This is a genomic window from Rhodococcus chondri (genome assembly GCF_036327435.1).
Classification (GTDB): Bacteria; Actinomycetota; Actinomycetes; order Mycobacteriales; family Mycobacteriaceae; genus Rhodococcus; species Rhodococcus chondri.
On the sequence record NZ_JAUZMZ010000003.1, the window covers coordinates 47841 to 67594 of the forward strand.

Consider the following 19754-nt stretch of genomic DNA (forward strand, 5'->3'; position numbering starts at 1 on the left):
CGGCCGGAGCGGATTACAGCTTGCTGCTACGTAATTCGTGACCCTTGGACGTCTTGCAGCGACCCGACTCGAGATCCCACTGCCAGCCGTGCAGGTTGCACGTGAGGGTGCTGCCGTCGACGACGCCGAACTTCGACAGGTCCGCCTTCAAATGCGGGCAGCGGCGCTGGATCTCGTAGCCGCCCAGCTCGATCGACGCCGAATCGTCGTGTGCTTCGGCGAACCAGCCGTCCGCGTACGCGATTCGTTCGTCGGTGAGGCACTTGAAGAACGTGTACAGGAACTCGTTGTAGCCGCCGATGCGCCACGCCTGGAAGCGGGTGGAGAGGAAGATCGTGTTGACCCAGTCCGGCTCGTCGTCCCGCAACACCGTGCGCACCAGTTCGGGGGCGATGCGGAAACCGTAGCGGTACTTGCCTTCCCCCTCGATGGGTTCGCGCACGATCCGCTTCGGGAAGTCCAGGACGACCGTCTCGTCGCCCATCACCAGCCCGACCGGGTAGCCGATGCCGTCGCAGATCAGATCCGACTGCGCCATGATCGGTTCGAACTTCGCCTTCAGCGGCCCGAGCAACGGCTCGCCCTCGGCCGGCGCCCACGTCGCCTTCTGCGCCGCGATGACCGGCGCGAAGCGCTGCGCCATGTCTTCGATGTAGGCGGCCTTGTCGGTGAAGATCGCGTCGACCTGCTCGTCCGGCATCGGATGGGTCAGGGTCATCTGTTCGCGTCCGTGCATATCGATGACCGAGCCGGGAATCATCAGCAGGCCACCGTCGCGGCCGTGGATGCGCAGCTGCTCGAGGAACACCTGCTGGTCCGGGAAGATGTTGCCCTCGTCGCCGCGGTCGTCGTTGAGGTCGCGCAGCGCGTCGTCGAGGAACACCGGCGGGCCGGCGGACGGCACGATCCATGTCGCGCCGACCTGCTCGATATAGCTGCGGCAGCGGTCCATGCCGCGCTGGCGTTTCTGCTTCCCGAAATTGGCCTTCGTCTTCTTCGGGATGTCATAGACCATCGGGTACCAGATCGCACCTGAGTACTGCAGCAGGTGGACGTCGATGTGACCGAAGGCCTCGTGCATCGGATCCATGTCGACCGGGCGCGCATCGTTCATGTTGAACACCGTGGTTTCGCCGTCCGACACGACGAGTCCGGAATCGCCGATCGGTCCGTCGGCGGGGGCGCGCAGCGCGAGGATCATGATGTCGAGTTCGCCCGGCGCGAGCGGCTCCTGCGGTGCGATCCGGATGCCGGCGCTTCCGATCCGATGCTTGACGGAGTCGGTGGTTTCGAAGAACTTGGTGAAGCCGAGCTTCTCGAGCTCACGGCGCAGATCCGGGACCGGGTAGTCGGGCAGAAGTACCGTCGTGTCCTTGCGGACGTGCCTGCTCAGGATCTCCGGGTCGAAGTGATCCTTGTGCAGGTGCGAAACATACAGGTAGTCGACATCGCCGAGGGCGTCCCAGTCGAGACCGGTGTTGTCCGGAAACGGCACCCATGTGGCGAAGTAGGCGGGAGTGACCCACGGATCGCAGAGGATCGACCCCGCCTCTGTCTGGATGTGGAATCCCGCGTGTCCGACGCTGGTGATCTGCACTCCGTTGCCTCCTGACGTGCTGACCGACGTGACTACCAGGGTAGGCGGGCGCGATCGCGGCGGTTCGCCCAGGCGGTCACCGGCCGGGTCCCCGGTGGGGAACGCCACGAGGTCGCGGGTGGTTTTCGGTGCCGGAACACGACCTCCGGTGTCGCGGTCGGCTGCAGGTCCGTACTCCCGGCTACGCTGACCGACGTGGAACCCTTCTACCGGACCATCATCGGCGTGGCACGCACTCTGTTCGCGGCCCAGGGACTGAAATTCACCATCACCGGTGAAGATCGCATCCCCAAGGTGGGTGGTGCCGTCATCGCGATCAATCACACCGGCTACATGGACTTCACGTATGCGGGAATCCCCGCGCGCCCGAGCAGACGGTATATCCGGTTCATGGCGAAGAAAGAGGTCTTCGACCACAAGATCTCGGGACCGATGATGCGGGCCATGAAGCACATCCCGGTCGACCGTGGCGATGCCGGCGATTCGTACCGGCTGGCCGTCGAGGCGCTGCGCGCGGGCGAGCTCGTCGGTGTCTTCCCGGAGGAGACCATCAGCCGCAGCTTCGAACTCAAGAACTTCAGGACCGGCGCGGCGCGTATGGCGCTCGAGGCAGGTGTGCCGGTGATCCCGATGATCGTCTGGGGGTCGCAGCGGGTGTGGACCAAAGGACATCCCAAACGCCTGGGCCGCACCAACACGCCCATCACCATCCGGGTCGGCGAACCGATCGAGCCGTACGGGCCCGCCGCCGAGATGACCGCGGAACTGCACGCGACGATGGAGAAGATGCTGCACGAGGTGCAGGATGCCTACCGGCACGAACCCGGCACCTACTGGACGCCACGACGCTTCGGGGGCACAGCGCCCACGCTGGAAGAGGCGAGCGCCCTCGACGAAGCCGCCGCCGCCGAACGCAGGGCCCGCAAAGAACGCGAACGAGCCGAACGGGAACGCGGAAACGAAGGCGGCGACGGGCAGGGCGGCGGCACCGGGTCCGGACCTTCGGCACAATGACGGAGTGAGCCCTCAGCGCCCGAGCCTCGTCGCCACCGATGTCGACGGCACCTTGATCAACGATGTCGAGAAGGTGTCGGACCGAACCCGCGATGCAATCCACGCCGTCGTCGACTCCGGCACCCCGTTCGTGCTGGCGACGGGACGGCCACCCCGGTGGATCGCGCCGGTCGTCGAGGAGCTGCGCTATGCGCCGCTCGCGGTGTGCGCGAACGGCGCCGTGCTGTACGACAGCGCGACCGACCGTGTCCTCAGCGCCGCCGTACTCGATCCCGACGAGCTGTCCTGGATCTCCGAGGTGGCCGGCGCGGTGCTGCCCGGCTGCGGTCTGGCCGCGGAGCGGGTGGGGGAGAGTGCGCACGACGCGGCCACCCCGCAGTTCGTCAGCGCGCCCGGCTACCAGCACGCATGGCTGAATCCGGACAACACCGAACTGTCCGAGCACGAAGTGATCGCCGAACCGGCGGTCAAGTTGCTGATCCGGCTCGCGGGGGCCACCAGCCGGGAGATGGCCGAGGCGATGATCCCGCAGCTGCACGGTCTCGTGGACGTGACGTACTCGACCACCAACGGCCTGATCGAGATCTCGGCGGCGGGTGTGACGAAGGCATCGGGCCTGCGCGAACTCGCGCGGCACCTCGATGTGTCGTCGGAGCGGATCGTGGCGTTCGGAGACATGCCCAACGACATTCCCATGCTGTCCTTCGCCCGGCACGGCGTTGCGATGGAGAACGCGCATCCCGATGCGAAGTCGGCGGCGGACGAAGTCACTGCCACCAACGTCGAGGACGGTGTCGCCCGTGTCCTCGAACGCTGGTGGCAGTGACGTCGGTCGGCCCGCAGTGATTCCGGGTCAGCCTGCGGGCGCCGGCTCGGGTGCCGGTGCGGGAGCTGCCTCGGGTGCGGGATCGGGTGCCGGTGCAGGCGCCGGAGCGGCTTCCGGTGCGGGTGCCGCCACGTCGGCGGGCTGCTCCTGCATCGACTGCTCGTAGGCGTCGTTGTAGGCGCGCAGCACCTTCGTGACCACTCCGGTGACCTCGTTGAAGATCAGCGAACCGAACTCGAAGTCCGAACGCCAGCCGTCCGGTACCCGGTACTCGTTGCTGGTGGGCAACCCCAGCTCACCACCATCGAGTCCGTATTGTTGCCACGCCTTGTAGATCTCGCCGAGCACCGTCCACACGCCCCCGTTGGGGGAGGTGTAGATCGCTCCGTTGACGAATTGGGCGTGTTCGAAACCGTTCTTCGCCGGAAGGATGGGTGTGAGGGCCGTACCGAGACGTCCGACCTCACCACCTTCGGCGATCCACTTTTGCGCGAGCGGGTGATTGTCGGCGAGCCGGATCAGTTCCTGCACCAGGCCCTGGAGGTTGTCTGCGGAGCCGGTCGACGGGGTACCGGCGTTGCTGCTCGGCGGATTGATGCTCGGCGGCGGATCGGAAGGAGCATCCGTGACGAGGTCCGACTTCGGAGGTGCGGGCGCGGTGCCCTTCGCGGTCGCCGCGGCGATGTCGCGGATCTTGCCCATCTGAGCGTATCCGGCGTCGCCCGGGCAGCTCGTGCTCCCCACGTCGCGGTGCGCGAAGATGATGGGCAGGTCGACGGCCGCGCCCCGCGGGTGCGGTGTGAACGACGTGCCCTCCGAGTACATGGTCGTGCGGCCCTTCGGATCCAGACCGGCTTTGGCCAGCCGCCAGCCGAGGAACTTGCCGACCGAGTCGACGGTGATCTGCGGCGGAGCGGTCGAGGAGAAGTCACCCATCATCGCGATGCCGACGGTGTTCTCGTTGAAGCCACCGGCGTGGGCGCCCTGCACGTTCCGGTCGAGGCCGCCCGAGCGTCCCTCGAAGACCTGTCCGTACTTGTCGACGAGCACGTTGTAGCCGACATCGCACCAGCCGAGAGTCCGCGCGTGGTACGCGTAGATCGCTCGGACGATCTCCGCGGACTCGGCCTTGGAATAGTTGTTGCTACCGGCGGTGTGGTGGACGGTGGCACCGCCGAGAGAATCGTCGTAGGTCGGGTTCTGGCAGCGCACGGATTCGTCGGCGCCCCACTGGGCTCGGCTGATGACCTTGATCCCGGAGTTTCCGAGTGGGCTCGCGATGTCCTGGAGATGGGCGTCGCTCTCGCTGCTGCCCGGATCGATGAGCACGGCGGTGAGACCTTCGGCCGCGGTCTGCGCCGGGTCCTGGCTGCGCAGCGGCTTGGACGACGACGCTGGTACGTAACCGAGCTCGGATGAGGCGGTTCCCGGCGCGGCGACCGGCGCCGGAGCCTCGTCGACCGGAACGGGCGCCTCGGCGGGCGCAGGTTCGGCGGGGGGCGGCGGCGTTTCTTCCCGCGGTGCTTCGGCGCCGGCAAGTGTCGGCTCGGGGCCCGGTCGCGGGGTGAGCAGCACCTGCACGGCGCGGGTCGCGCCGACGAAGATGGGCTCGGTACCTCTGCGGATATCGGCGGCGACGTCCGAACGGCTGGATTCGAGGGGCTCGGTGGCGGACCACGGTCCCCACGTGCCGTCCTCCCGCTGGGCGCGGATGAGGGCGTCGGTCTCCGCGATGTCCTCCGAGGCGAGTGCCACGAGACTGAACGGGGTGTCGCGAGTCAGTTCCTTGACGGTCGCGCCCACACGGTCGATCACGCCCCCGTTGGGGTCGGGGGCGGTGGTGATCTGCGGGAGACCGTCGACAAGTTCTTTGAGGCTCATATCGGGCAGGTTCAGCCCGGTCAGTTCCTCGAGAGGAATGACGAGATCGGGAACGGACGCGAGCACGATCTCGGCGATGTCGGGGGCGACAGCCTCGACCGAATCGCTGGCCGGACGGATCTCCGAGGGCTCGTTCGTCAAGCCCGACACGGCAAACGGGGTTGCGACGGCCAAGGCTGCGACGGCGCCGAGGACGATCGACGGCTTGGTGCGGCGTTGCGGCACTGTTTGCTACTCCCTGTTCTGTAAGCGCGGTCTCGGACGGTCCCGATAGGACGGAATCCTCCTTCACGTGCCGCTTCCGAATGACGGACCGGCCGCGATCTTGAGCAACTTGTGATGCAGTTGTTGCGGTTGTGACATTTGTTGCGTTACCTCGTCACAGTTGTCACACTAGTCGCAGGCAACCATAACCCTCAACCTGAGCTTGAGGATCGGTCTCAAATGTCCGATCCGCACGAAACCCCCGGTTTCGCGCGCAATACGGAATGCGAGAACAAGGGAGCACGCGCATGGCACGACAGTTCATCGGTCGCAGGAGACGAATCCGCCGGCGCGTCGTTCTCGGACGCCCACTGCGCAACGGATGGGGTCCCACCGCGACGCGGGCGGCGGTGCTCGGACTCGCTCCCGCCCTCGCCGCAGGAGCCGTCCTCGGCGCCGTCGTCCAGAACGCTCCCGATTCACCCGCCGTGACGCAGGCGGTCTCGGCCGACACTCCGTTCACCTTCGTCGGCTTCGGCCACGGTCACGGTCGTGGCATGGGCCAGTGGGGTGCCTACGGGTACTCACAGGAAGGCTGGACCGCCGAGCGCATCATCGCCCACTTCTACGGTGGGACCACCCTCGGAACCATCGACGACGCCATGATCGCGGTCCGTCTCGTCGGCCAGGACGACAAGCCCCTCGACGTGTACTCCGACGCCGGACTCTCGGTTGCCGGACAGCGGGTCGGCCCGGGCGAGGCGGCCCATCTGACGCCCAACCCCGACGGCGGCGCCAATGTCGTCGTCACCCAGGGATGCAGCGGGGAAGTGTTGTGGCAGGGCGCAACCGACCTGCCGTGGGTGGACCCGGTCGACCTCGGTGAGGACCGGCCGGTGAACGAACACCTCAAGCTGTGCTCGGGCGATGCGACCTACCGCGGCGCACTCGGCGTCGTGCTCGACGGCGCTGCGGCGCGCACCGTCAACCGGCTGCCTGCCGTGGCCTACCTGCGCAGCGTCGTGCCGGCCGAGGCGCTGCCCGGCTGGGCCGACACCGGTGGCGCGGAAGCCCTTCGCGCGCAGGCGATCGCGGCCCGTTCCTACGCGCTGGCGGAGAAGCGGAACGAGAAGTGGCAGACCTGCGACACCACCGACTGCCAGGTCTACGGCGGCTCGGGCACCGAGGATTCCCGCACCGACGATGCCGTCCGCACCACCCGCGGGGCCGTGCTGATGAAGGACAACAAGGTCGTTCGCAGCGAGTTCTCCGCCTCCACCGGCGGACACAGCGCCGGCGGAACGTTCCCTCCCGTCGAGGATCTCGGCGACAAGGTCGCCCCGAACCGGCAGTGGGCCGAGACGATCACCGCCGGTGAGATCGGCAATGCGTTCGGTGTCGGCGAGCTGCAGGCGTTCGAGGTGCTCGCCCGCAACAACATCGGCGCCGACGGCGGTCGCGTCACCCAGGTACGCGTGATCGGCGCCGACCGGACCATCGAAACCACCGGTGCCGAAGCCCGCGCCAAGCTGGGGCTGCGCTCCGACTGGTTCACGGTGCAGGAAGGCGCCGACTCCGCGGTGCCGCCGAGCACTCCGGCTCCCGAGCCGGGCCCCGAAGTGGGGATCGATCCGTTCGGGTCGGGTGTCGGCTCACCGATCGAGGAGAAGTACATCGAGCTCGGTGGTGTCGAGGGCACCCTCGGCGTCCCGGTCGGACCCGAGCTGATGCTCCCCGACGAGGGCGGAAAGTTCCGGATCTTCACCGGCGGTGCGGTGGTGTGGACTCCGGATCTGGGTGCGCAGGTCATCGACGCGAGCTTCCTGCGGGACTGGCTCCCCGGTGCGGGAAGTTCGGAGTAGACGCGCCCAGCGCGGCAAGCATCCCGTCGACGGACGCGTCCCACCCGAACTGTTCCGCTCGCGCCCGCGCGAACAGCCGTGCCCGTTCACCGCGGTCGGCGAGTAACCCGCCGACCGCGGCGGCGAAGTCGTCGTCGCGGTCGTGGGGAAGTGCCCCGCACTCGGGAGTGATCAGCTCCGAGAGGGCCGACGACCGCGATGCCACCACCGGAGTCCCCGCGGCGAGGGATTCCAGTGCGGCCAGGCAGAACGTCTCGTGTGGGCCCGGAGCGAGTGAGACATCGACCGACGCGAAGAGCGCGGCGAGCAGCCCCTTGTCGCCGATGAATCCGGTGAAGGTCACCGGCAGGCCACGCGCCCGATGCTCGAGAAGCGACCGTCGTGGCCCGTCACCGGCGACCACGAGAGACGCACATCGTGGCCGTCACCACGCAGCAACCGCAATGTGTCGATGCTCCGCTCGGCCTTCTTCTCTATCGACAGCCGTCCGCAGTGCAGCAGCAACCGCGATGCGCCACCGGCCAGGCGCTGTCGCAGGGCGAGGTCGCGGCGGCCGGGATGGAAACGGTCCAGGTCCACGCCGAGGGGGACCCGCACCAGGTTCTCCGTGCCGATCCGCACGAACTCGGTACTCGCGAATGCGGTGGTGCACACCACCGCGTCGTAGTTCCCGGCCATTGCACGGTTCGCCACATCGGCCGCTCGCCTGGCCGCCGGTGCCGGCAGCACCTGGCCGAGCAGACGGTCCAGGCGTTCGTGGGAGACGACGACACTGCGCACACCCCGCCGCCTCGCCCACCGGCCGAAACCGCGCAGCGTGAGCCGGTCGGATACTTCGACTGCCTCGGGACGCAGTCCCCGCAGCACATCCGCGACCCGGCGGGGGTCCGCGACCCGGTAACCACCGGTGCCGGGTACGACCGGTGCGGGCACGGTGATGCGCTGGACGCCCGTGTCGAGGACTTCGTCGCGGTGACGCGCTCCGGGCACGACGAGGGTCACCTCGTGTCCGCGGCGGGTGTAGCCGTCACCCCAATGGTGCAGGGCCGTCCGCAGTCCTCCCGAACGCGGGCCGTAGAAGTTGGCCAGCTGCACGATGCGCATCCGCTCATTGAGCCGGTACCTCATGACCGAGTGTTGACATTGACGCGACGTCAAGATGCACGCTGGGTGCAGTCGAGGGAAAAGTGAGGTGACGGCATGCCGCGCGAATGGTCGATCCAAGAACTCGCGAGGGCGGCGGGAGTCACGAGCCGCACACTGCGTCACTACGGCGACGTCGGTGTGCTGGAACCGACCCGCACCGGCCGCAGCGGGATGCGCTTCTACGACTCCGGGGCACTCGTACGGCTGCAGCGGATCCTCCTGCTCCGCGACCTCGGCCTCGGCCTGGCGGCGATCCGCGAGGTCCTGGCAGGCGAGCACGACACCGCCGGGGCGCTGCGCACGCACCTCACGCTGCTCGAACAGGAACGCGAGCAGCTCGACCGCCGCATCGAGGCGGTGCGGTCCACCATCGGAAAAACGGAGAGAGGGGACGAACTCATGGCTGAGGAAGTTTTCGACGGATTCGACCACACCCGTCACCGCGACGAGGTGATCGAACGCTGGGGCAAGGACGCCTATGACAGCAGCGACCGCTGGTGGCGGGGCATGAGCGAGACGGAGCGAGGGGACTGGAAGACCGTCGTCGAGCGATTGAACGGTGACTGGACGGCCGCTGCGGCGACGGGACTCGATCCGAGCGGACCCGAGGCCCAGCACCTCGCGCGCCGGCACGTCGAGTGGCTGACCTCGGTACCGGGGACCCCCGGCTACGGCACCCCGGAGGGCAGCTCCCGCGAATACGTCCTGGGTCTGGCCGACATGTACGTGGCCGACGAGCGGTTCGCGGCCAACTACGGCGGCACCGCCGGTGCCGAATTCGTCCGCGCCGCGCTGCGCGCGTTCCTGGGGTAGACATGCCGGTTTCCGGTGGCATACACCACCGGGAACCGGCACTTCCGTGGCGTTCGCTTACCCTGGTCTTCCGTGACTGCTGCATCAGCGCCCCAGCCCTCCACCGGTGAGTACGACCTGATCGTCGTCGGGTCCGGATTCTTCGGACTGACGATTGCCGAGCGCGCGGCCACGCAGCTCGGTAAGCGGGTCCTCGTGCTCGAACGCCGCGACCACCTCGGTGGCAACGCGTACTCCGAACCGGAGCCGGAGACCGGAATCGAGATCCACAAGTACGGTGCCCACCTGTTCCACACGTCCAACGAGCGGGTGTGGGACTACGTCAACCGATTCACCGACTTCACCGGCTACCAGCACCGCGTGTTCGCCATGCACGACGGTCAGGCATACCAGTTCCCGATGGGCCTGGGTCTGGTGTCGCAGTTCTTCGGCCGCTACTTCAGCCCCGACGAAGCCCGCGCCCTGATCAAGGACCAGGCCTCCGAGATCGACCCGGCCAAGGCACAGAACCTCGAGGAAAAGGCGATCTCCCTCATCGGCCGGCCTCTGTACGAGGCATTCGTGCGCGACTACACCGCCAAGCAATGGCAGACCGACCCGAAGGAACTGCCCGCCGGGAACATCACGCGACTGCCCGTCCGGTACACGTTCGACAACCGCTACTTCAACGACACCTACGAGGGTCTGCCCGTCGACGGGTACACCGCGTGGCTCGAGAACATGGCGAAGGACGACCGCATCGAGGTCCGGCTGAACACCGACTGGTTCGCCGTGCGCGACGAGATCCGCGCCACGAGCCCGGACGCACCCGTCGTCTACACCGGCCCTGTCGACCGCTATTTCGACTACGCCGAGGGCAAGCTCGGGTGGCGCACCCTCGACTTCGAGACCGAGGTGCTGCCCACCGGCGATTTCCAGGGCACTCCGGTGATGAACTACAACGACGCGGACGTGCCGTACACGCGCATCCATGAGTTCCGTCACTTCCATCCGGAGCGGGACACGTACCCGAGCGACAAGACGGTGATCATGCGGGAGTACTCCCGATTCGCCGGGGACGACGACGAGCCGTACTACCCGATCAACACTGCGGAGGATCGCGCGAAGCTCGCTGCCTACCGCGAGCTCACCAAACGCGAAACCGCCGAGAGCATGGTCTTGTTCGGTGGTCGCCTCGGCACCTATCAGTACCTCGACATGCACATGGCCATCGCCAGCGCCCTGACAATGTTCGACAACGTTCTCGCACCGCACTTCGAAACCGGTGCCCCGATGACCGGAGATGCCTCATGACCCTGCGCGAACAGACCTCCGCGGCAAACCCGTCCGCAGCAGAACCGGCGCACCCGGACTCGGCGCTCGCCAAATCGTTGCTGCAGCGGATCATCCTGCCGCGGCCGGGCGAACCGCTCGATGTGCGGACCCTCTACCTGGAGGAATCGACCACCAACGCGCGCCGCGCGCACGCGGCCACTCGGACGACGCTCAACATCGGCGCCGAATCCGAAGTGTCGCTGTGCACGTATTTCAATGCGTTCCCGGCCAGCTACTGGCGACGGTGGAGCATCCTGACGTCGGTGGTGTTGCGCCTCGAACTGACCGGGCACGGCCGGATCGACGTGTACCGCAGCAAGGCCGACTCGAGCCGCATCCATGTGCAGGGTCGCGAGTTCACCGGCGCGGACGGCTCCGGCGGGACCACCGTGGTCGAGCTCGAATGCGATCTCGGACCGTTCGAGGACGGCGGCTGGCTCTGGTTCGACGTCACCACCGATACCGAGGTCACGCTCGTCTCCGCGGGCTGGTACGCGCCGGTCGAGGCGCCCGGAACGGCGTCGGTCGCCGTCGGCATTCCCACATTCAACCGGCCCGCCGACTGTGTGAAGGCCATGCGCGCGCTCGCGTCGGACCCGCTGGTCATGGACGTCGTCGATGCGCTGATCATCCCCGACCAGGGCACTCGCAAGGTCCGCGACGAGGCGGACTTCGCGGAGGCCGCGGCGCCCTTCGGTGATCGGCTGGTCATCCACGACCAGGGCAATCTGGGCGGCTCCGGTGGTTACAGCCGCATCATGTACGAGGCGCTGAAGACCACCTCCAGCCCCTACATCCTGTTCATGGACGACGACATCGAGATCGAACCCGACTCGGTGCTGCGTGCGCTGGCGCTGTCGCGCTTCGCGAAGAAGCCGATGCTGGTGGGCGGGCAGATGCTCAACCTGCAGGAACGCAGCCACCTGCACACCATGGGCGAGGTCATCAACCGGTCGAACTTCATGTGGAGCGCCGCGCCGAACGTCGAATACGATCACGACTTCGCGACGAAGCCGCTGCGCGACCGCGAGAAGTCGAAGCTGCTGCACCGGCGCATCGACGTCGACTTCAACGGCTGGTGGATGTGCATGATCCCGCGCGTCGTAGCCGAGGCGATCGGTCAGCCGCTGCCGCTGTTCATCAAGTGGGACGACGCCGAGTACGGTCTGCGGGCACGCAACGCCGGCTACCCGACCGTGACCATGCCGGGCGCCGCGATCTGGCACATGGCGTGGAGCGACAAGGACGACGCGATCGACTGGCAGGCGTATTTCCACCTGCGGAACCGGCTCGTCGTCGCTGCGATGTACATGGACGGCGACAGCAAAGCCATGGTCCTCGACACGATCAAGGCCACCATCAAGCACCTGGTGTGCCTCGAATACTCCACGGTCGCGATCCAGAACAAGGCCATCGAAGACTTCCTGGCGGGTCCGGAGCAGTTGTTCGACCTGCTGCCCAGAGCGCTCGGGGAGGTGCACGCCCTGCGGAAGAACTTCTCCGATGCGGTCGTGCTGCCGTCGTCGACGGAACTGCCGATGGCGTCCGGGGCGGACGTGGGAGCCGTCGGTCTGCCCGAGGGAACGGTCGCGAAATTCAAGCGCCTCGCGAAGGGTGCGCTGCATAATCTCCGTCCGGAGAACGCCGAGCACCACGATCGGCCCCAGCTCAACGTGCCCACGATCGATGCCCGCTGGTTCCTGCTGTCCCAGGTCGACGGTGTGACCGTCACTACCGCGGATGGGCGGGGCGTCGTCTACCGTAAGCGCGACCGCGCGCAGGCTCAGGCACTGCTCGGCGAAGCGCTGCGGTTGCGGCGTGAGCTGGCGCGACGTTTCCCGGAGCTGCAGAAGCGGTACCGGGACGCCGTTCCCGCCCTTACGAGCAAGGAGGAGTGGGAACGTGTCTTCGGTATCGACGAGCGCTAGCGGCGACTGGCGCAGCACCGACACGGAGGTGCGGATCCTGCGGACCGTGCAGGGCACCATCGGCAGTCGTCCGGCCGCGGTGTCCGTCGCGCGGGGCCTCTCGCACTTCGGTGAGCACGCCCTCGGCTGGACCGCGATCGGCGCTGTCGGCGCGCTCGTCGACCCGCGTCGCCGTCGCGAGTGGGGGAGTGTCGCGGTGGGGGCGGTCGGAGCACACGCGGCATCGATCGTCATCAAGCGCATCGCGCGGCGTGCCCGCCCCTCCGACCCGTCGGTGCAGGTCAACGTGTCGACACCGAGCCGGTTGAGTTTCCCGTCGTCGCACGTGACGTCCACGACGGCAGCGGCTGTACTGCTGGCCCGGGTCACCGGGCTACCCTTTCCCGCGGTGCTCGTGCCGCCGATGCTGCTGTCGCGCCTCGTTCTCGGTGTGCATTACCCGACGGACGTCCTGGCCGGTGCGGCATTGGGCGCGGCGTCGGCCGCCGTCGTGGTGCGTGCAGAGAAAAAGTTTGGAGAACGATGAGCGAGGAACCGGTCACCGTCGCGGGACCACCGAAGAGTCTGCCCGAGGGCATCGTCAAGGCGGTCCGTCCCCGGCAGTGGGTCAAGAACGTCCTGGTGCTCGCGGCACCGATGGCGGCGGGTTCGGTCACCGAGACCGATGTGCTGCTGCCGGTGGCGTTGGCGTTCGTCGTGTTCTGCATGGCTGCGTCCGGCATCTACCTGGTCAACGACGCGCTGGACGTCGAAGCCGACCGTTCGCACCCCACGAAGCGGTTCCGGCCGATCGCGGCGGGTGTGCTGCCGGTGCGGACGGCCTACCTGATGGCCGTGGTGCTGCTCGTCGGTTCGATCGCGCTGTCGTTCCTGGCGAACTGGCAGCTCGCCGTCGTGATCGCCGTCTACGTCGGCATTCAGCTGGCGTACTGCTTCGGGCTCAAGCACCAGGCAGTGCTCGACATCTGCATCGTCTCGTCGGGGTTCCTGATCCGCGCGATCGCCGGTGGTGTCGCCGCGGAGATCCCGCTGTCGCAGTGGTTCCTGCTGATCATGGCGTTCGGATCGTTGTTCATGGCGGCCGGTAAACGCTACGCCGAACTGCGGCTCGCGAACCGCACGGGCGCGAAGATCCGCAAGTCGCTCGAGTACTACTCCGAGACATACCTGCGGTTCGTGTGGACGCTCGCCGCGACCGCGGTGGTGATCTGTTACGGACTGTGGGCGTTCGAACAGGACAACGTCGCAGGGTCGAACTGGTACGCCATTTCGATGGTGCCGTTCGTCGTTGCGATCCTGCGTTACGCCGTCGACGTCGACGGCGGTGAAGCCGGCGAGCCCGAAGAAATCGCGCTGAAGGACCGGGTGCTGCAGCTACTCGCCGTGGCGTGGATCGTGGTGGTCGGCGGTGCTGTCTACCTCTTCTGACGTCGTAGACGGCGTCGACGACACGGCGGGCGCGGAGATCGGCGCCCACGACGCCCCGCCGGACCGGCGCCTCGGCCGCGTGGTCTTCGCGGTGGGGGTCGCACTCAGCGCCCTCCTGATGTTCCTGGGTGCGTGGGAGCGGCGCTGGATCGCCGACGACGGGCTGATCGTGCTGCGCACGGTGCGGAATCTCCTGGCCGGGAACGGTCCGGTGTTCAACATCGGGGAGCGCGTGGAGGCGAACACCTCCACGCTGTGGACGTACCTCGTCTACGCGGCGGGCCGGCTGACGGGCATTCGTCTCGAATATGTCGTGCTCGGGATCGCGCTGGTGCTGTCCACGACCGCTGTCGTGCTCGCCATGTTCGGCGCGGCCCGGTTGTACCGGTGGCGGTTGCGCGACGCCGGCGGAGCGCTGCTGCTGTTGCCTGCGGGCGTGCTCGTGTATATCGCGGTTCCCCCGGCCCGTGACTTCGCGACGTCGGGTCTCGAAACATGCCTGGTGATCTGCTGGATCGGGTTGTTGTGGTTGCTCATGATGCGATGGGCCACGCCCGACCCCGAGCGCGCGCGCCCGTTGCCGGGGACCGCGCAGATTCTCGGCACCGCCTTCGTCGCCGGGCTGGGGCCGCTGGTGCGTCCCGAGCTGGCGCTCCTGGCAGTGCTGGCACTGCTCATGCTGTTCCTTACGCCCGACCTGACGTGGCGGGTGCGCGCGGCGATGGTGGCGGTGGCCGGTGGTGTGCCGGTCGGCTATCAGATCTGGCGGATGGGCTACTACGGCCTTCCCTACCCGAACACCGCAGTGTCGAAGGATGCCGGCGGCGCCAAATGGTCGCAGGGATTCGAGTATCTCGGGAATCTGGTGAGCCCGTACCTGCTGTGGCTTCCTTTTCTGTTCCTCGCCGTGGCAGCGGCAGCAGTCCTGATGACAACGCGCAGGCGGGAGCGGCCCGCCGGCGGTCCGGTCCCTGCCGCGCGTCCCTGGGAGGTGCGCGGGCTGGATGCGCGCACGGTCGTGGCCCGCGCCCAGCGCGCGTTGCGCACCCCCACCGCGGTGGTGGGGTTCGCCCTCGTCTCCGGTCTGGCGCTGGCGCTGTACTCGATGCGCGTGGGCGGCGACTTCATGCACGGCCGGGTGCTACTGCCGCCGATGTTCTGTCTGTTGCTGCCCGTCGCCGTGCTGCCGTTGCGCCTGCCCGAGCGGTCCCGGATCGGCAACGATGCCCCTACGCGCTTCGCCGCGGGCATGGCCTTTCTGTGGCTGGGCACAATTGTGTGGTCGTTCTTCGCGTCCAACACCACCGGCATGGTCGAGGGCGCCGTGGTCGGGCGGTCCGGAATCGTCGACGAACGTGCCTTCTACGCGCTCAACACGGGTCATCTGCACCCGATCCGGGCCGAGGACTACCTCGACTACCCGCGGATGCGCGCGATGGTGGGGGCGATCGCGGACAACCCGAACGGGGGTCTGCTGTTGCCGACACCGTCGTTCGACACATGGGACGTGGTGCCGCCACCCGAGCCCATTCCGCCCGGCGGTGCGGGCCATACCGTGTTCTTCCTCAATCTGGGTATGACGAGCATGAACACGAGCCTGCAAACGCGGGTCGTCGATCAGATGGGTCTGGCGTACCCGCTGGCGTCGCACACCGAGCGGCTCGAGGACGGCCGGATCGGCCACGACAAGATCCTGTACCCCGACTGGGTGGTTGCGGACACGGGGATGGTCGACGTGCATCCGTGGCTGCCTGCCTACCTCGACGAGGACTGGGTGGCCATGGCACAGGTCGCGCTGACCTGTCCGCAGACGCAGGAACTGCTGGCCTCGTCGAGAGCAGATCTGACGTGGGGGCTGTTCAAGCGAAACCTGCGCAACGCGCTCGACTACGCGGATTACCGGATCGAGCGGGTGCCGAAGTACGAGATCCAGCGGTGCGATCTCGAGATGCCACCGCCGCGGAACTGACTTTTCCGCTCTTCTCGGGTCCGGTGGGGGTTGACATCGAGCGCCCGAACTATCTGCTTTGGGTGAAATGTGATGTTCATGCAGCTGAACTGCCCGAACGTCGTATTCCGGCCCGGGCCGTCCGTGCCGGATAGATCAACTTGGACCAGGTGGGAGATCTCGATATCATCACGTCCAATAACGGTTCTATAACGGTCTCGACACCCTGACGTCGACAGCAAGGTCAAGACGAGCCCATGAGCTGAGAAATCAGGGTTTGTCAGAGATCACGCTGTCCTTTACAGTCTTGACCGCAGTGTGACTTGTGGCGGCCTCTCCCGCGGTCGTCACCGCCGGAATCCGACGGGGGACGCAGACGCGGACGCCGCAGATCGAGAAAGAGAGCATTGTTCATGCGTTTTGTCCCTAGGATGTCGCAGGGCCTTCGCAGGCGCCTGCTCGGCACCGCCGCCGCAGCGCTCGTGCTGCCCGTTGCCGCAGGCGTTGCCGGCACCACCGCGGCTGTCGCCGCGCCAGCTCAGGCCGCGCCGGTTTCGCACCGTGCGCCCGCCGGTGGCTGGGAAGAGGTCTTCGTCGACTCGGATATGGGCCCGATCAAGGTCCAGATCCAGTGGGCGGCACGCGGCGGCGACGCAGCGCTGTACCTGCTCGACGGACTCCGTGCCCGGGACGACGCGAACGCATGGAGCTTCGAGACCAATGCGCTCCAGCAGTTCTCGAACGACAACGTCAGCCTGATCATGCCGGTCGGCGGCCAGGCCAGCTTCTACACCGACTGGTACTCGCCCAGCAATCTCAACGGGCAGGACGTCACCTACAAGTGGGAGACGTTCCTGACCGAGCAGCTGCCCGGTTACCTCGCCACCCGCGGCGTCTCGCCCGACAACAACGGCATCCTGGGCCTGTCGATGGGCGGTTCCGCCGCGCTGACGCTGGCCGCGTACCACCGCGACCAGTTCAAGTTCGCGTCGTCGCTCTCGGGCTACCTCAACCTGTCGGCACCCGGCATGCGTGAGGCCATCCGCGTCGCGATGCTCGACGCCGGCCGCTTCAACGTCGACTCGATGTGGGGCCCGCCGTGGAGCCCGTCGTGGCTGCGCAACGACCCGTTCGTGTTCGCCCCCAAGCTCGAGGGCCTGTCCCTGTACATCTCGGCTGCGAGCGGCCTGCCCGGCGAGCACGACGCCCCGAAGGGTCTCACCGGCTACTACAACACCGCGAACGCGATGGGCCTCGAGGCACTGTCGCTCGTGCAGACCCGCGCCTTCCAGGTCAAGCTTGCGGCGCTCGGCATCCCGGCCCAGTTCGAGTTCCCGTCCCGCGGCACCCACGCGTGGAAGTACTGGGAAGCAGAGCTGTGGAAGGCTCGCCCGCAGATCCTGGAAGCTCTCAACGCTTTCTGATCGCCTCCACCGGGCCCGGCCCCGGTAGCACTGCTGCTCACCACGCCGTCCGGCTCCTCTCCAGGAGCCGGGCGGCCTCGTGCTTCCGGTAACAATTTTCACACCGGTCACAGCGCGGCACCCTCATTTCGCTTCCGCGACCGTGTAGAAACGGAAGCCGGGACGCGGCTCTTCCGCCGCGGACACCCGGCAACGCAGAAAGTGAGCGATGCAGATGCGAACTGTGCTTGGTGGCCTGCGGGGGAGGCCGAGCAAAGACGCGGTGGCAACGCAGACGAAGCGACGAATGCTCGGGGTCGTGGCCGCGACGCTCGTGGCGCCCGTCGTCGCCGGGCTGACCACCGTGGCGGTGGCCTCGGCCGAACCGTCCGTGGCCCAGTCCGGGCCGGTGTCGACAGGCCCCTCGGCGACACAGGCCTCGCCCGGTACGACGGTCCGCCGCATCGACTGGCTCACCGACCGCCGCGTCGCCCTGTGGATCGACTCCCCGTCCATGGGCACACCGATCCAGGTGCAGCTCCTGCTCGCCCGCGACTGGAACATCGCGCCCGACGCGCGGTTCCCCGCTGTCTTCATGCTCGACGGCATGCGTGCCCGCGACGACGAGAACGGCTGGACGTACGAGACCGACGCCGAGTCGTTCTTCGCCGACAAGAACGTCAACGTCGTGCTGCCCGTCGGAGGCCAATCCAGCTTCTACTCGGACTGGGTCGACCAGAACAACGGCCAGAACTACAAGTGGGAAACGTTCCTGACGAAGGAACTGCCCGCCATCCTCGAACGGGACTGGCGCACCACCGACAAGCGTGGTGTCGTGGGCCTGTCCATGGGCGGAACGGCCGCGATGTTCCTGCCGGCCCGCAATCCCGGATTCTTCCAGTTCGCCGGGTCCCTGTCCGGGATCCTCACGACGACGACGCTGGGCATGCCCGAGGCCATCAAGTACGCGATGCAGGACGCGGGCGGATTCGACTCCGAGGCCATGTGGGGCACTCCCGGTGGTGAGGGCTGGGAGGCGCACGACCCGTACCTGCTGGCGGACAAGCTCAAGGGTGTGAGCCTGTACGTATCGAGCGGTAGCGGCAGCACGGGCCCGTACGACCAGCCGTCCGGCGTTCCCGGTGTCAGCACCAACTACGCCGGCATGGGACTGGAAATCCTCTCGCGCCTCACGTCGCAGGCGTTCGCGACGAAACTCAACAAGCTCGGCATCCCGGCCCAGATCGTCTACCGGCCCTCGGGCACACACGCTTGGCCGTACTGGGAATTCGAACTGCACCAGCTGTGGCCGCAACTGGCGAACACGCTCGGCGTGGAAGTGACCGGCCCCGACTGCGCCGCCGCGGGAGCCATCGGCGACACCGCCGCCGCCAACGGCTGGCTCGGCGAGTGCCTGACCCCGGAATACGCGGTCGGTGCCGGTCGCGTGCAGGACTTCACCTTCGGGCGGGTCTTCTCGGCCGACACCGGCGCGGTTCCCGTCGCGGGGGCCATCGGCGGGGTCTATCAGGGAAGCGGTGGTCCGGCTGGGCCCCTGGGCTACCCGACCACCGGGGAAAGTGGGACCCCCGACGGCCGTGGCCGCTTCAATCACTTCCAGCACGGCGCGATCTACTGGACGCCCGAGAACGGTGCCCACCCGGTGCGCGGTGCCATCTTCGAGGAATGGAAGCGACAGGGCTGGGAAGGCGGACCACTCGGCTATCCCGTGCTCGACGAGGCGAGGACCCCGGATGGGCGCGGTGTGGTGCAGGGCTTCGAGATCGGGGCCATGTACTGGTCCGAGCAGACCGGCGCCCATGCCGTGCAGGGCATGATCATGGACACGTACGGCAGGCTGGGCTACGAGACCGGCGTTCTGGGTTATCCGACGGCGAGCGAGCAGGTCATCAAGGACAACGGCCGGTTCAGCGAGTTCGAGCACGGCCGTGTGTACTGGAGTCCGGCCACCGGGGCCTGGCCGGTGCGAGAGCCCGTTCTCGCGGCGTGGCTGGCCGAGGGAGCCGAGAACGGCCGCCTGGGCTACCCGGTAGGCGATGTCGTTCCCCTCGAGGGCGGCAACGGGGTCCGGCAGGACTTTCAGGCCGGTCACGTCACCGTCGTCGACGGCAAGGCGGCGGTGAGCCCGTAAACCCGATCGGGGCCGACGACACCGCGCGGCCGGCCGGAGCCAAGTCGCTCCGGCCGGCCGCGCGTGCGCTGGGTAGCCTGGGTCGCAATCTGTTCCCTCGACTCGACATCCGGATGTGAGGACACCACCACATGCCTGCACGGACCCGCTCGCGCTCGACCCGAGTGCTCGGCGCTCTGGCCGCGGCGCTGACCTCGGCTGCCCTCCTGGCCGCCTGCGGTAGCGACGACTCCACCGC

Annotated in this window: 13 protein-coding genes and 1 pseudogene; 11 read left to right on the forward strand and 3 right to left on the reverse strand. The window is 67.6% G+C overall.

Annotated elements, in window-relative coordinates; all coding sequences use genetic code 11:
* Positions 1–13: 13 nt before the first annotated feature.
* Positions 14–1597: a Rieske 2Fe-2S domain-containing protein gene (locus Q8814_RS01290; RefSeq protein ID WP_330150183.1), complete on the reverse strand. Its 1584-nt coding sequence runs from the start codon at positions 1595–1597 to the stop codon at positions 14–16.
* A gap of 195 nt (positions 1598–1792) precedes the next feature.
* Between Q8814_RS01290 and Q8814_RS01295 the strand changes: the two genes are divergently transcribed.
* Together Q8814_RS01295 and Q8814_RS01300 are read left to right on the forward strand one after the other, a co-directional pair.
* Positions 1793–2611 (forward strand): lysophospholipid acyltransferase family protein, encoded by an 819-nt coding sequence (locus Q8814_RS01295; protein ID WP_330150184.1) that lies wholly within the window; start codon positions 1793–1795, stop codon positions 2609–2611.
* A gap of 4 nt (positions 2612–2615) precedes the next feature.
* A complete protein-coding gene (locus Q8814_RS01300; protein ID WP_330150185.1) occupies positions 2616–3437 on the forward strand; it encodes an HAD family hydrolase in 822 nt (273 codons plus the stop codon).
* Between the two features lie 27 nt (positions 3438–3464).
* Here the strand turns inward: Q8814_RS01300 and Q8814_RS01305 are convergent, their stop codons facing one another.
* Positions 3465–5543 carry an N-acetylmuramoyl-L-alanine amidase gene (locus tag Q8814_RS01305; RefSeq protein WP_330150186.1) on the reverse strand — a complete coding sequence of 693 codons (2079 nt, stop codon included), beginning with the start codon at positions 5541–5543 and terminating at the stop codon, positions 3465–3467.
* A gap of 287 nt (positions 5544–5830) precedes the next feature.
* On the opposite strand from Q8814_RS01305, the gene Q8814_RS01310 reads away from it, so the two are divergent.
* Entirely contained in the window at positions 5831–7384 is a 1554-nt protein-coding gene (locus Q8814_RS01310; protein WP_330150187.1) for a SpoIID/LytB domain-containing protein, read from the forward strand.
* Here the strand turns inward: Q8814_RS01310 and Q8814_RS01315 are convergent.
* A pseudogene (locus Q8814_RS01315) lies at positions 7329–8488 on the reverse strand (glycosyltransferase). The gene Q8814_RS01310 and the pseudogene Q8814_RS01315 overlap by 56 nt on opposite strands.
* A gap of 96 nt (positions 8489–8584) precedes the next feature.
* On the opposite strand from Q8814_RS01315, the gene Q8814_RS01320 reads away from it, so the two are divergent.
* The 8 genes from Q8814_RS01320 (at position 8585) to Q8814_RS01355 (ending at position 19516) form a co-directional block, all read left to right on the forward strand.
* The gene (locus Q8814_RS01320; protein ID WP_330150188.1) at positions 8585–9343 is read left to right on the forward strand and encodes a MerR family transcriptional regulator; all 759 of its coding nucleotides are present in this window, start codon (positions 8585–8587) and stop codon (positions 9341–9343) included.
* Between the two features lie 72 nt (positions 9344–9415).
* A complete protein-coding gene (glf, locus tag Q8814_RS01325) occupies positions 9416–10636 on the forward strand; it encodes a UDP-galactopyranose mutase (protein WP_330150189.1) in 1221 nt (406 codons plus the stop codon).
* Complete coding sequence (locus tag Q8814_RS01330) at positions 10633–12585, forward strand: glycosyltransferase (RefSeq protein ID WP_330150190.1); 1953 nt, start codon at positions 10633–10635, stop codon at positions 12583–12585. The genes glf and Q8814_RS01330 overlap by 4 nt, the downstream gene beginning before the upstream one ends.
* Before the next feature lie 28 nt (positions 12586–12613).
* Entirely contained in the window at positions 12614–13111 is a 498-nt protein-coding gene (locus Q8814_RS01335) for a phosphatase PAP2 family protein (RefSeq protein WP_408015798.1), read from the forward strand.
* Positions 13108–14013 (forward strand): decaprenyl-phosphate phosphoribosyltransferase, encoded by a 906-nt coding sequence (locus Q8814_RS01340; protein WP_330150192.1) that lies wholly within the window; start codon positions 13108–13110, stop codon positions 14011–14013. Before Q8814_RS01335 ends, Q8814_RS01340 begins: the two co-directional genes overlap by 4 nt.
* Positions 13994–15982 carry a flagellar motor control protein ZomB gene (gene zomB, locus Q8814_RS01345; RefSeq protein ID WP_408015797.1) on the forward strand — a complete coding sequence of 663 codons (1989 nt, stop codon included), beginning with the start codon at positions 13994–13996 and terminating at the stop codon, positions 15980–15982. The genes Q8814_RS01340 and zomB overlap by 20 nt, the downstream gene beginning before the upstream one ends.
* 392 nt (positions 15983–16374) lie before the next feature.
* Positions 16375–17385: an alpha/beta hydrolase gene (locus Q8814_RS01350; RefSeq protein WP_330150193.1), complete on the forward strand. Its 1011-nt coding sequence runs from the start codon at positions 16375–16377 to the stop codon at positions 17383–17385.
* A 286-nt stretch (positions 17386–17671) separates the two neighbouring features.
* Positions 17672–19516 (forward strand): alpha/beta hydrolase-fold protein, encoded by a 1845-nt coding sequence (locus Q8814_RS01355; protein WP_330150201.1) that lies wholly within the window; start codon positions 17672–17674, stop codon positions 19514–19516.
* Positions 19517–19754 lie beyond the last annotated feature (238 nt).